Annotated in this window: 14 protein-coding genes; 7 read left to right on the top strand and 7 right to left on the bottom strand. The window is 65.0% G+C overall.

Annotation, left to right across the window (positions count from 1 at the left end; genetic code table 11):
* Positions 1–15: 15 nt before the first annotated feature.
* Entirely contained in the window at positions 16–1809 is a 1794-nt protein-coding gene (locus tag ILP92_RS18815; RefSeq protein ID WP_198914762.1) for an autotransporter assembly complex protein TamA, read from the bottom strand.
* A gap of 93 nt (positions 1810–1902) precedes the next feature.
* A complete protein-coding gene (locus ILP92_RS02465) occupies positions 1903–2760 on the bottom strand; it encodes a formate/nitrite transporter family protein (protein ID WP_198914761.1) in 858 nt (285 codons plus the stop codon).
* Positions 2761–2837: 77 nt separating this feature from the next.
* On the opposite strand from ILP92_RS02465, the gene ILP92_RS02460 reads away from it, so the two are divergent.
* The 7 genes from ILP92_RS02460 (at position 2838) to ILP92_RS02430 (ending at position 7031) form a co-directional block, all read left to right on the top strand.
* Positions 2838–3101: a DUF7218 family protein gene (locus ILP92_RS02460; RefSeq protein WP_198914760.1), complete on the top strand. Its 264-nt coding sequence runs from the start codon at positions 2838–2840 to the stop codon at positions 3099–3101.
* A gap of 62 nt (positions 3102–3163) precedes the next feature.
* A complete protein-coding gene (locus ILP92_RS02455; RefSeq protein WP_198914759.1) occupies positions 3164–3775 on the top strand; it encodes a ribonuclease D in 612 nt (203 codons plus the stop codon).
* A gap of 75 nt (positions 3776–3850) precedes the next feature.
* Positions 3851–4459, top strand: a complete 609-nt coding sequence (locus ILP92_RS02450) for a hypothetical protein (protein ID WP_198914758.1) — start codon at positions 3851–3853, stop codon at positions 4457–4459.
* A gap of 5 nt (positions 4460–4464) precedes the next feature.
* A complete protein-coding gene (locus tag ILP92_RS02445; protein WP_198914757.1) occupies positions 4465–4962 on the top strand; it encodes an LptA/OstA family protein in 498 nt (165 codons plus the stop codon).
* Positions 4963–5721 carry an LPS export ABC transporter ATP-binding protein gene (lptB, locus tag ILP92_RS02440; protein WP_198914756.1) on the top strand — a complete coding sequence of 253 codons (759 nt, stop codon included), beginning with the start codon at positions 4963–4965 and terminating at the stop codon, positions 5719–5721.
* Between the two features lie 236 nt (positions 5722–5957).
* Positions 5958–6536: a ribosome hibernation-promoting factor, HPF/YfiA family gene (gene hpf, locus ILP92_RS02435; protein WP_198914755.1), complete on the top strand. Its 579-nt coding sequence runs from the start codon at positions 5958–5960 to the stop codon at positions 6534–6536.
* Between the two features lie 30 nt (positions 6537–6566).
* Positions 6567–7031 (top strand): PTS sugar transporter subunit IIA, encoded by a 465-nt coding sequence (locus ILP92_RS02430; protein ID WP_198914754.1) that lies wholly within the window; start codon positions 6567–6569, stop codon positions 7029–7031.
* Here the strand turns inward: ILP92_RS02430 and ILP92_RS02425 are convergent.
* From ILP92_RS02425 to galE, 5 genes are all read right to left on the bottom strand, one after another.
* Positions 7028–8452 carry a nodulation protein NodH gene (locus ILP92_RS02425; protein ID WP_198914753.1) on the bottom strand — a complete coding sequence of 475 codons (1425 nt, stop codon included), beginning with the start codon at positions 8450–8452 and terminating at the stop codon, positions 7028–7030. The genes ILP92_RS02430 and ILP92_RS02425 overlap by 4 nt on opposite strands.
* A 4-nt stretch (positions 8453–8456) precedes the next feature.
* A complete protein-coding gene (locus tag ILP92_RS02420; protein WP_198914752.1) occupies positions 8457–10154 on the bottom strand; it encodes a DUF5927 domain-containing protein in 1698 nt (565 codons plus the stop codon).
* Positions 10151–11161, bottom strand: a complete 1011-nt coding sequence (locus ILP92_RS02415; RefSeq protein WP_198914751.1) for a glycosyltransferase family 2 protein — start codon at positions 11159–11161, stop codon at positions 10151–10153. Before ILP92_RS02415 ends, ILP92_RS02420 begins: the two co-directional genes overlap by 4 nt.
* Positions 11162–11287: 126 nt before the next feature.
* Positions 11288–12352, bottom strand: coding sequence for a glycosyltransferase family 2 protein (locus tag ILP92_RS02410; RefSeq protein WP_438361543.1), 1065 nt, complete (start codon positions 12350–12352; stop codon positions 11288–11290).
* A complete protein-coding gene (gene galE, locus ILP92_RS02405; RefSeq protein WP_198914750.1) occupies positions 12352–13335 on the bottom strand; it encodes a UDP-glucose 4-epimerase GalE in 984 nt (327 codons plus the stop codon). The genes ILP92_RS02410 and galE overlap by 1 nt, the downstream gene beginning before the upstream one ends.
* Positions 13336–13341: the final 6 nt, after the last annotated feature.

The following is a 13341-nucleotide window of genomic DNA, read 5'->3' as shown; positions in this document are numbered from 1 at the left end:
TAGCCCTGCCCATCGTCAAAACGCTTGCCCGATACCGACATAGATCTCGTACCCCGACGGATTGCCCGGACCGCTGATCGGCGTGGCCACGTCCAGACGGATGGGGCCGATCGGCGTCAGGTAGCGCAGGCCCAGCCCCGCGCCCGAGTGACTGTCGCTGTCGCTGCCGGGAAAGGAATCGCGGCCAACGATGCCGAAATCGGCAAAGGCCACGACGCCGATACTGTCAGTCAGGCCCGCCCGCAATTCCGCCTGTAGCCCCAGGAAAGACGCGCCCCCGGATTCGACGCCGTCAAGCTCGATATCCAGCGCCTGGTACTCCTGTCCGCGCACCGTGCCGCCCCCGCCGGAATAGAAGCGATAATCGTTGGGAACGTCGCGCAGATCGGCGCCGACGATGCTGCCGCCCTGCACGCGGGCCGCGACGGTGAAGCGGTCCTCGGCCCCGAAGCTCAGATAGCTGCGCGCGTCGAATGTCAGTCGCCCGCCATCGCCGGATTCCTCGTTCAGCCCCAGGAACGGCGTCGCGGTCACGTCGACATAGAAGCCCCGCTTGGCGTCCAGCGGCTGTTCGCGGGTGTCGTATGTCGCGGACAGGGGCGCAGTCAGCAGGGAATAATTCCGCTCGCCCGCGTCGTCGCGCACGTTCGAATAGCGATAGGCCAGTCCGTAGGAAATGGTGATCTGGTCGTTGACGCGCCGCTCGATCCCGAAGCCCAGCGCGGCGGTGTCCGAGGTGAAATCCGGCTCTTCCAGGTGCGACAGCTCGGTGTCTATGAAGAAGGTGTTGTTGGGCGAAAACGTCGCCGGGCGCTGGAAGCGGGCCCTCAGCGAATAGTCGATGCCGCCGGTGGCGCCGCCCAGGCCTGCCACCTCGCCATCGACGCGGAAGCGTTCGGCGCCGCCGAGCAGGTTGCGGTGCAGCCAATAGGCCGACAGCGTCGTCCCGTCGACCGAGCTGAGCTCGGCACCGAAGCCGATCCGTCGCGGCCTTTGCGTGGCCAACTGCGCGGTGATGTCCATCTGGTTGTTCGGCCCGAGCGTTTCGGATTCGATCAGCGCGACGCTGGAAAAGACCTGCGTGCGGCGCAGACGGTCGGCCGATTGCTGCAACTCGGCCGGGCTGAACACCTCGCCCGTGGGCAGGCCCGCAATGGCGCGCAGCCGCTCGGGGCGCACCGCGTCGCCGCCGTTCAGGATCAGGTCGCCGAAGGTGACGCGCGGGCCGGGCACCACGTCGATATCGACGGCAAGCGTGTTCTGCCCGTGCTGGGCGACGACGCGCTGATCGCCGATTTCGGCCTTGGCATTGCCGACATCGCGCCAGCCCGAAACAGCAGCGGCCGCCGCGTCGGCCACCACCGGCGACCGCGCGGTCTGGCCGATCGCGAAGCCCTCGGGCAGTTCGGTCCCTTCGGCAAGCGGCGCGATATCGGCCCGCGAGAAGTCATAGGCGGGCCCGGGTTCCACCATGACCTCGATCCGGTCGATGGCGCCGAGCCGGGTCAGGGGCGAGATCTGCGTCGCCTCGGTGCCGTCCACCAGGATGTTGATGACGCCCGCGTAATGGCCCTGGTTGTAAAGCGCGCCGATCAGCCGCCCGTAATCCGCCCGCGCCGCGGCCAGCAATTCCTGCGGATCGGTCACGTCTTCGGCTTCGGCGGCCACCAGCAGCGACGCGTTGCGCAGGTTGTCGGTCAGATCCTCGTCGCCGCTGACCCGGAAAACCAGGTCGTTCAGGGCGGAGGCGGGGGAGGAAAGGCCAAGGATGGCGAAGCCCAACACGGCAACGACACGAATTGCGATCACGACTGCACCCCCGACATATCCTTTTGGAGTGACGTTAGAGCCTTGCGCGGCCGCTGGCCAGCAGACCTTGGTCACAAATTGGAAGCGGTGCGCTCACTCCTCGACTTCTTCCTTGACCTGCCCCCAGGTGATCAGGGTGAAGACCGCCGTCCCGCCGAAGACGTTGCCCAGAAAGACCGGCACGAAGAAGCCGAACGCAGCCTGGCTTAGCCACATGTCCTGGTGCAGCAGCATGTACGCCATCTCGACCGAGCCCGCGATGATATGCGTGAAGCCGCCCGCTGCGATCAGCCACGTGAAGAACAGGATGATGAAGAACGGGTTGTGCGGCTGGGTCGGGATCATCCAGACCACGGCCGCGATCAGGACGCCCGCGGGCACGGCCTTGGCGAAGCCTTCCATGGGCGGCATCGTGGTCGCGTGTTCGCTGATCTCGTGGATCGCGGTCAGCACCTCTTCGCTGAACGCGCCGGAATAGCCGATGAACGCCGCCGCGATGAACGCACCCACCACGTTGGCGGCCAGCACGATCAGCCACAATCGCACCGTCAGCCAGACATATTCCTTGCAGGGCTTGGCCATCAGCGGCAGCACGGTGGTAATCGTGTTTTCGGTGAACAGCTGCATCCGGCCCAAGATCACCAGCAGGAAGCCAGTGGTGTAGCCGAAGCTTTCGACCAACGGCACCCATTGGGCACCGGCGGGCAGATGCGCGCGAAGCACGCCTTCGGTGATGATCGAGAACGAGATCAGGATGCCCGCCGCAAGCCCGGAATAGACCAGCGACGATTTCGGCCGGGTCATTTCCTCGGCGCCGTCGCGGCGCACGACTTCGTAGATCAGCGGGGCGGTCAGCCGCGTGGCGTTGCTGATCGACTTCTCTTCCTGCCGGTCGGTCTGCGCTTTCGCGGTGTCGTTGTCGCGTTCGAACTGCTCTTCGGCTTCGCCCATGGGTTTCCAGTCTCCATAGCCGCACGGAACCGCCGACGGCTGCAATCGTTTCGATGCGAACTAGCGCGAGGATGACGATGACCAAGGACCACGGACCGTCGATCAAGAACGACGAAGTGTACCAGTCGCTGCGCGAGGATGGCGCGTCGAAGGAAAAAGCGGCGCGGATCGCGAACGCGCAGGCCAGCGACGATATGAACCCCGGCGAAAAGGGCGGCAGCGCGCCCCCTTACGAGGACTGGACCAAGGACGAGCTCTACGAGCGTGCGCAGGAAATCGGCATCGAAGGCCGCTCGGACATGACCAAGGACGAGCTGATCGACGCGCTGCGCAACCACTGATTGCCCCCCAGCCGATGGCGCGCTAACAGGTGCGTCCGAGCCCTTTGCCGCAAGGACGCCCCATGGCCAACCACCTTTACCAGAACGACCTGCCCGACGGGCTGAAGCTTGGCCCCGTCGTGGCAATCGACTGCGAGACGATGGGCCTGAACCCGCATCGCGACCGGTTGTGCGTGGTCCAGCTCTCGGACGGTGACGGCAATGCGCACTTGGTGCAGGTGGCCAAGGGCCAGACCAACGCGCCCAACCTGGAACGGCTTCTGACGGATAAGAGCGTGCTGAAGCTCTTTCACTTCGGCCGCTTCGACATCGCCGCGATGTACCACGCGTTCGGCGCGCTGGCCGCACCCGTCTATTGCACCAAGATCGCCAGCAAGATGACCCGCACTTATACCGACCGGCACGGGCTGAAGCAGTTGCTGCAGGAACTGGTCGACGTGGATGTCTCGAAGTTCCAGCAGCAAAGCGACTGGGGTGCCGAGCAGCTGACCGACCCGCAGATCGCCTATGCCGCGTCGGACGTGCTGTACCTGCACAAGCTGCGCGAAAAGCTGGACGAACGGCTGGCGCGCGAAGGCCGGACCGACCTGGCCCAGGCCTGTTTCGACTTCCTGCCGACCCGCGCCCTTCTGGATCTGCAGGGTTGGCCGGAAATCGACATCTTCTCGCACTGACGGACCCACCCTTAAAATCGGGGGGCCGACGCGCTATGTCTTCGGACATGAAACGCCGTCAGCCCAAGGGCCGCCATGGCTGTCTATGACAACCGACACTCGCGTCGCGTCGCCCTTCTGAAGGTCGTGCTTCCGCTGATCGCGCTGGCGATCCTGTCGACGGTCTTCCTGGCCGCCGACCGCCGCGGATCGGGCCAGTCCGTGCCGTTTTCGACGGTCGAGCTGGATCGCATCGCCGCCGATCCGCGCGTCGAAGGCCCGAATTTCACCACCGTCACCGACGATGGCAGCGCGTTGACCATCGCGGCCAGCGACGTGATCCCCGGCCAGGACGGCGCCGATGCGGTCGCGGCGGACCTGATCGCCGTCGTTGAATATCCCGGTGGGTCCCGGCTGAACCTGTCGTCACAAACCGGCAGCTTGGACACCGGCGACGGAACCGCCCGGCTTCAGGGCGGTGTGTCGCTGATCAGCACGGCCGGATACCGTCTGCAGGGGTCGGCGTTCGACATCGACCGCAGCGCCGCGACCCTCACATCGCGCGGCGCGGTGGAAGGAATGGGACCACCCGGCACGCTGGAAGCCGGACAATTGACTGTCCAGCGCAGCGGCGACGACTACGTTCTGAATTTCACAGGTGGTGTGAAACTGGTATACGATCCCAAGAGTGGGGACGGAAATTGAGAGCCATGATGAAGTCCGCAAGCGCCGCGACGCTGTTTGTCCTGCTGATGCAAGGACCGGCGCTGTCCCAGGACACGTCGATCCAGTTCGGCGGCCTGGCGCAGGACACTTCGCTTCCGGTCGAGGTCGCGTCCGACGAACTTCAGGTCAGCCAGACCGACGGATCGGCCGTGTTCCTGGGCAACGTGCTGGTGACCCAGGGCGAAATGAAATTGTCGGCCGATCGGCTGGAAGTGATCTACGGCAGCGGCGAAGGCGGCTCGGGCGATATCGAAGAGCTGCGCGCCTCGGGCGGCGTGACGCTGGTGAACGGGGCCGAGGCCGCCGAAAGCCGCGACGCGATCTACAACATCGACGCGGGCAGCGTGGTGATGACCGGTGACGTGGTGTTGACCCAGGGGCCCAACGCCTTGTCGTCGAACCAGCTGACCATCGACCTGAAATCGGGCACCGGCACCTTGCAGGGCCGGGTCCGCACCATATTCCAGACCGGCACGCGCTAGATGGACGCGCAAACGCTCAGCGTGACCGACGGCGATGGCGGGCTGGTCGTGTCGAACCTGCGCAAGAGCTACAAGAAGCGCCCCGTCATCCGCGACGTGAGCCTGCGCCTTCGGCGCGGTGAAGTGGTGGCCTTGCTGGGGCCGAACGGCTCGGGCAAGACGACCTGCTTTTACGCGATCGCGGGTCTCGTGGTGCCGGAAGGCGGGCACGTCAACATCGACGGGCGCGAGATCACGTCGCTGCCCATGTATCGCCGCGCGCGTATGGGGATCGGCTACCTGCCGCAGGAAATGTCGATCTTCCGCGGCCTGTCGGTCGAGGACAACATCCTGTCGATCCTGGAGCTGACCGAAAAGGATCGCCGCAAGCGGGAACAGAAGCTGGAACAGCTGCTGGCCGAGTTTTCCATCGAGCATCTTCGCCACACGCCCTCGGTCGCGCTGTCCGGCGGCGAGCGGCGGCGCGTCGAAATCGCCCGCTGCCTGGCCACCGAGCCGAAATACCTGCTGCTGGACGAACCCTTCGCCGGGGTCGATCCCATCGCCGTGGGGGATATCCGCACGCTGGTGGCCAGCCTGACCGAGCGCGGCATCGGCGTCCTGATCACCGATCACAACGTCCGCGAAACCCTGTCCATCGTGGACCGCGCCTATATCCTGCATGACGGCACGGTCCTGATGAGCGGCACGGCCGACGAGGTGGTGCAGGACGAAAACGTGCAGCGGGTCTATCTGGGACAGGGCTTCCGGCTGCGCTGATCCCGCGGCCGCCGGACGCCCGCAATTTGCCGGACTCACTTGACACCAGGGGTCATTCCGGCGCCAAATGGGGTCGATGAAGACAGGACCAAATATTGGCAATCTTCGCAGAATTTCCTGCATTATCAGTATTTTGACCGCAGCGCGAATTGGCATCCGCGCGATGGGTCGGCCCGTTTTCATCACCGGACCGGCCCCCGGTCCCGCCACCCCGGCCCAACACGAAAGGAGCCACCATGCGTTACCAGATCAGCGGCAAGCAAATCGACATCGGCGAAGCGCTGCAGTCCCACTGCAAGTCCGAGATCGACGAAGTGATCTCGAAGTATCCCGGTCGTCCCACCGATGCGCTGGTCGTCTTTTCCAAGGATGCGCATGAATACGCCTGCGAAGCCGTGGTCCACCTGTCCACCGGCCTCAGCGTGTCGGCCAAGGGTAAAGCCGTTGAAATCTATGGGGCTTTCGACGCGGCGAACGCAAAGATGGAAAAGCAGTTGCGCCGATACAAGCGGCGGCTGAAGAACCATCACCAGGATCGCGCGCAACCCGTTGAACTTTCCGGTGCGTCCTCGTATATCCTCGCCGCGAGCGGGGAGGATGAGGACAACGAGCCCGACACCCTGACGCCGATGATCGTGGCCGAGATGGAAACCAGCGTTCCGTCGCTGACGGTCGGTGAAGCGGTGATGCAAATGGAATTGGCCGGGGTCCCGGTTCTTGTTTTCCGGAACGAGAAGCAGGCAAACGGTGTGAACGTGGTCTATCGCCGCGAAGATGGCAACATCGGGTGGATCGACCCCAACACAGCGCCCTGATCCAGGTCAGGCCAGCTAAGACAGGCTTTCATGATCATTTCGGAACTGCTCACGCTCGATTCCATCCGGGTGACGCCTGCTATCAGTAGCAAGAAGCGTCTATTCAACACCCTGGGTGAGTTCGCCCACGACGTCTACAAGCTGGACGCCGAGCGGGTCAGCGACGCGCTGATGGAGCGGGAAAAGCTGGGACCGACCGGCGTGGGCCATGGGGTCGCGCTGCCGCATGCCCGGCTGGACGAGGTGAAGCGCGTGCGCGGGCTGTTCCTGAAGCTCGAGCGTCCGATCGACTTCGGCTCGGTCGATCGCCAGCCGGTGGATCTGATCTTCTGCCTGCTGGCCGCGTCCGACGCGGGTGTCGACCATTTGAAGGCGCTGGCCGCCGTGTCGCGCACGCTGCGCGATCCCGACCTCTGCGCCAAGCTGCGCGCCAACGATCAGCCGCAGACGCTGCACGCGGTGCTGACCGACCGCTCGATCACCAACGCCGCCTAGGCCGGGTCTTCGAAACCGAACATCATGTAATCGCGCTTATAGACGTCGCGGACCGCCTGCGTGACCGCGTCGTTCAGGATGGCACCCAAGGGAAGTGGCGTGCCCTGTTCGGACGGGATGTAGTCCGGCGGCTCGACTCCGACCAGCTCGGCAAGGGCGGGCAAGGCCGACGGCAGCTCGTCCTCGCGCAGCAGCCGATCGGGCAGGATAAACTGCCCCATGCCCTGCACCAGCGTGGCTTGCGTGGCCCAGGCGGGCGCGACGCGCAGGCTGGTCTGGCCGCCAAGATTGCCCTTCACGAAGTCGAGATAGGCCAGGAACGCGGCGCGATGGGCGTCCGCACCCCAGTCTTCGGGGATCCGTTCGGCCGGGATCGGCAGCTTGTAATGGGTGCGCAGCATCTCGCGGATATCGTCCAGGCAGTCGGGGCCCGGGACAAGGATGTGTCGGCAAAACACCGCGTGGGCCCGCGCCACCGGGTGCCGCAGCACGGTGAAGCTGCGGTGGCCCGGATGCGTGCGCTTCCACTTGCGCAGATCCTTCTGGGTCATGCCCCGGCCCAAGGCCTCGGCATCTGCCCCGTCCAAAGCCGCCAGCCACGCCGCGACGGCATCGGTCGGCCCGCCCTTCAGCGGCATGAACAGCAAGGGCGCCTTGGCCGCCACCAGGTATGTCGGGATGTTCGGACCCCGCCGCGGCTCGAAATTCGGCGTGCGGCCCAGTGCGAAATGGTCGATATCGCCCAGCGCGGCGACCATCTCGTCGTAATTAATGACCTTCTCGCTGAGCGGCGCGGGGTTCTGCACTTTCGTCTTTTCCGACAGCGCCTCGATCCGGCCGTCGATCCCCAGCCACCGCGCCAGGCCGTTCAGGACGTCGATGTCGCCCACGTCCTCGTAGCCGATATGGAACGCCGTCTGCCCGCTGGTCTGCAGCGCGTGCATCAGCTGCAGCTGGAAGCCCCGGACTTCGTCCAGATGCGTGCGGAACGCGTCCGCGTCGAAAGTGATGGCAGCGTGCTTGGCGTTCTTCATGTCGCTCAGGCGCCATTGGTTCGTCTGGCGCGCGATCTGCAGGCTCACGAAACTTTCCAGCGGATTGCGGTTCAGCACGATCTTGGCGCATTTGCGGTCCTTCAGCGCCAGCTCCAGCACGCGCGGATCGTGGTCGTGGAAGAAGCGGAAGCCCGCCAGCCCGTCGGTCTGCGCCCGCATCGCCGCCAGAAGTGCGGCCGGGTCCGCCTCGCGCTCGGCCATCGTGACGCCCGCCATCTCGGTCTTGCCCGCGTGGCCGATGAAATGCGGGTTGAACGCCTCGCCCCAGCAGCGCAGGCCGGGGATCTGGTTCAAGTTCTCTTCCAGGAAGTTCGAGCCCGTGCGCATTTCGGCCAGAAGGATGAAGCTGTCGAAACGCGGCGCCATGGCGTCATCTCACGATATAGGGTTTCCGAATGTCGGGTTTTTCCACATCCGGCCCGTCGCCGGAAGGAAAATCGCCCATCATGTAGGGGTTCATGCCCTCGTTCTTCAGGTTTTGCAGGAATTGTCCGAAGCCCGTGAGCTCTTTCATCCGCGGCGCTTCGGTCAGCTTGCGCGCGTTCCACGTGCCGGTGTCCTCGACAAGGCCCTGCAACGGCTCGAGCGGGGCTTCCACGAAATCGGCCATCGACCAGATGCTGACGCGCGCCTTCACATGCGGGCCGCGCAACAGGTTCAGATGCGCGCTTTCGATCTTCTGAAGTCGCGCGGCCTCGCGTCGGATTTCGCTGAAAGGGGCGTCGGACTGGAACAGCGGCACCGCCCAGGCCCCGGTGACGACCTTGATCTCGGCATTGGGATCGAAGGCGAAGAACCCGGCGATGTCCTGTGTATCGCGTGGGCCGAACAGGAACGCCTGACGCTCGCCTCGGGTGTTCCACAGAAGGTTGGTCAGGAACGCGTTGCAATTGTAGTCGCGCAGGCGCGGGTTGTCCGACAGCGCACCGGAATAGACCCGCTGACCGTCGGCGAACTCGGCCCGGTCCGGGCCGAAGAGATGCCCGTGCGCGCGCACGCCCGTGGCGCGGTGCAGCCAGTTCGGGAAGTCGTGGAAGAGGTCCCCGAAACCTTCGAAGATCGAGTAGCGCGCGCAGGTGCGGCCGTTGTCATACTCCGCCCGCGGAAAGCGGCTGACCATGTAAAGCCCCGCCCGCCCGCGCGTGCGCCGCTCGATCGCCTTGGCGAAGATGCGGTCGATCTTGCCGGGGTTCGGCTCGGCCAGGTTGGTCGAGTTGTCGTCGCCGCTGAGGAAATGGGTGTAAAGCCGATCGGCCTGCGGCCAGATCTTGCGCGCGACGAAGCAGTCCGACCGCCGGAGCAATTGCAGGTGATCGTCGTAGAAGATGTGCGGCTTGCCCTGGAAATCGAACTTCGACAGCGTGAGCGATCGGGACTCGACCCGGCCCGGATGCAGCCTGACCAGGGTCTGGAAATAGGATTCGTCGGGGATCCAGACGCGCTGGAAATACCGCTCGAACTCGCGGCGGCGCGGGTCCTCCAGGATCGCCTTCAGCGACCGGCGCGTCAGGCACCACCATTGCGATCCCATATGCGGCCGGATGCCGTAGGGGATGCGCCGCTTGAATTTCAGCCGCCGCTGCAGCTGCACGTAGGCGTCGAACAGGAACCGCTGCTTTTTCCACGAGAACGGGAAGCGCAGGGTGAAGCGCTCGCTGTCCAGACCACCCTTGGTCCAGGGAACATCGGCGGTCGTGACGCTTTCGATGAAGCTGGTATCGGCGCGCTCGGCCAGATAGGTCTTCAGCTCGGACACCGAGCGCAGGGGCAGGCACGTCCCGGACGCGAGGTAGATGTGATGGGCCTGCGGGAATTCGCGCAGCATGATCTCGGACGCCTTCAACGTCGCGCTGACCAGCGACCAGCCCCCCCATTCGCACTTCACGCGCGGCGAGAAGGCGACATTGTCGAGATCCTTCACCGCGTCCCGGAACTTGCGGAATCGCGCCGCCGACACCCGGCTGTCCACGTGGATCACCATGGGGCAATCGCGCTCGGCCCAATGGCGGGCGATCTGCGCGGCGCGCTCCAACGCGTCGTGGCACAGCATGATGAAGCCGACAGTCACGCCCAGTTGCCTTTCGACATCAATCCCAGGATCTCGAGTTGGCGCCAGTTGATGTATTGCTCGGACCATTTGCACCAGAGTTCGGGATCTTCGCGCAGTTTTTCCGCGTAGGTGCGGTATTCGCGCCCCGCCTTGTAATGCTCGGCGCGGTGCATCTCGTCTTCCGAGCGGTTCAGGAAAGCATCCAGGAACTTCACGTGCAGCAGGCAGCCGCAGGCCTTTTCGCCACCTTGGTCATCGAAGACCAGGTTCAGCCCGCGCGGCAGCAGGGTATGGGTCGAGCTGACGAAGACGTTGCCGCGGCCCCATTTGACCAGCGGGATCTTGTTGAGCGCGGGCGCCTCGTAGGGTTTGTCGGCGAAGAACTTGCGCGCGCGCGGCCCGCCCTGCACCCAGAGCGACGCGTATTCCCAGTTGCGCGAGATGGTGTAATTGCCCGCGTCGAACCACGAACAGATCTCGACCGGGTCCTGGCCGGGGGTGTAGCTGACATCGGATGCCGCCCCCTTGGGATACATGTCCAGCATCAGCGTGCCGAAGGACCGGATTTCGGACGCGTCCAGCCAGTCTGTCAGCGCGCGGATCGGACGGGTATCGCAGAACGGGTAGATGAAGAATTCGTCCACGTCGACGCACAGGATCCACTTGCCCAGCCCGTAGCGGCGCGCCAGCCAGTTGACCCAATCGACGCCGAACCGGGACTTCGCGTAGCTTTCGGACGTGGTCCAGAGCGACACGTCGCCCTGCTGGGCCAGGTATTCGCGCGATCCGTCGGTCGATCCGTTGTCGACGATCAGGAAGTGGCCGATGCCCAGATCGCGGTAGTAGTCCAGGAAGAACGGCAGGCGCTTCAGCTCGTTGCGCAGGGTGCAGATGAGCAGGATATCGTTCGGCCGGATCTGCCTGGTGCGGTTCTGCACGGCGGTCAGGTCGCGCCGCTTGCGGATCGCGCGAAGATACAGTCGGCGACGCCTCGCACCACGCCGATAGGCCCTCAAGATGCTCACGCACGGCTCCTCAACTCGATCCGGCAGTGGCCGGTCGTGCCGCTACCGAATAGTGTCCCGCTCTGAACGCCGGGTTAACCAACTTCGCTTCTAGCGAAACAATGGGCAAAAATCTAATGGCATTGTTCATATCCACCCCCCGCGCGACATCAGTCCCAGCGCTTCCAGGTGACGCCAGCCCCGATACCGGGTCGACTGCGGCGTCCAGAGCGTCGGGTTTTCGGTCAGCGCCTCGTAGTAGCGGTCGTAAAGCGCGGAGTTGGCGAAATGCTCGCCGCGCAGACGCTCTTCGCCCGAGCGGGTGACGATCTGGTCAAGGAACTTGGTGTGCAGCAGCGCGCCCGAAAGCTGCTCGCCCCCGTCGTCGTCATAGGCCCGGTTCAGCCGCGGCGGCAGCGCGGCGTGGGTCGAATTCAGATAGACGTGGCGGCGGTTCCAGAACACCAGCGGCAGCTTGTTCAAGGTCGGCGCCCGCCGTGGCGCGTCGGCGAAGAAACACCGCGCGCGCGGACCGCCCTGCACCCACAGGCTGTCCTGTCCCGGCTGGCGGCGGATCGTGTAATTGCCCGCGTCGAACCAGTCGATCCTGTCCAATGGGTCGTCCCCCGCGCGGTAGGGCGTATCCCCGACGCGGCCCTTGGGATAGAGATCGAGCATCAGCGCCGCCATGCTGGACCGCCCGCGCCGCGCCAGCTCGTGGCAAAGCGCAGGCAGCGGGCGGGTCTGCCAAAAGGGATAGACCAGCAATTCGTCGGCATCGACGGTCAGGCACCAATGCCCGTGGCCGTGCCTGATCTGCAGCCACGTCACCCAGTCCAGCCCGAAGCGCGCCAGGCGATAGCTGGCATCGGTGCGCCAAAGCGATATGTCCGGCTCACCCGACAAAAGCGCGTCCGAGCCGTCGTCGCTGCCGTTATCGACCACCAGGAAATGATCGACGCCAAGTCCGCGATAGTGCTGCAGAAGATAGGGCAGACGCTGCGCTTCGTTGCGCAGGCACAGGAAGGCCAGCACGGCGCCGGGGGCGATGGAGCTTGTGCGATCGGCCACGACGCGCAATTGCCGCCGCTTTGCCAGCGCGCGGGCCAGCAGGCGACGCCGTCCCCAACGCCAGCGATAGGCTTGCCACAGCGCGCGGGCAGACCGGTCCTGGGGCGTCGCGGGGCGCGCGCCCGCGTCCCGCCGGGCGATCACTGGGTGTACTGGCCGGTCTGGTGCCAGCGCCAGGCGTCCTTGATCATCGTCTCGAGCGTCGAGTTGACGGGCCGCCAGCCCAGCTCGATCTCGGCGCGAGTGCTGCCGGAGATCAACGCCGTGGCATCGCCCGGTCGGCGCGGCCCCTTGTTGATGGGCACGTGCCGGTTGGTGACGATGGCCGAGTATTCGACCACCTGCTTGACCGAAAAGCCCTTGCCGGTGCCCAGGTTGAAGACCCGGCTGTCCTTGCCGTCCTGAAGCCATTTCAGCCCGCGGACATGCGCCTCGACCAGGTCCATGACGTGCACGTAGTCGCGGATGCAGGTGCCGTCTGGCGTGTCGTAATCGTCGCCGAAAATGGTCAGCGCGGGGCGCTTGCCGTCGATCGCGTCCAGCATCAACGGGATCAGGTGCGTCTCGGGGCGGTGATGCTCGCCGATATCGCCATCGGGCGATGCGCCAGCGACGTTGAAATAGCGAAAGATCACCGATTTCAGGCCATGCACGGTGCCGAAATTTTCCAGCATCGCCTCGACCGCGCGTTTCGATGCGCCGTAGGCGTTGATCGGGTGCTGTTCGCTGTTCTCGTCCAGCATCACCCCGTCCTGCTCGCCGTAGGTCGCGCAGGTCGACGAGAAGACGAAGCGCTTGCAATCCGCGGCCACCGCGGCCTCGATCAGGTTGAGCGATCCGCCTACATTCACGCGCCAGTATCGGCCGGGGTCGCGCATGGACTCGCCCACGTCCGACAGCGCCGCGAAATGCATCACGGCGGCGGGCTTGTGCTTGGCGAAGATGCGGTCCAGCAGGTTGCGGTTCAGCAGATCCGCCTGCTCGAACGGACCGAACTGCACGGCATCGCGCCATCCCAGCGACAGGTCGTCCACGGCGACGGGCGTGTAACCTGCCCGCGCCAGGATCTTGCAGGCATGCGAGCCGATATAGCCCGCGCCCCCCGTCACCAGGATGGTGGTCATCCGGCC

This window comes from Palleronia pontilimi (assembly GCF_016412875.1).
In the GTDB taxonomy this organism is placed as follows: Bacteria; Pseudomonadota; Alphaproteobacteria; order Rhodobacterales; family Rhodobacteraceae; genus Palleronia; species Palleronia pontilimi.
The sequence above is the reverse complement of the archived record's forward strand: the minus strand, read 5'-3'. Positions and strand labels throughout refer to the sequence as shown.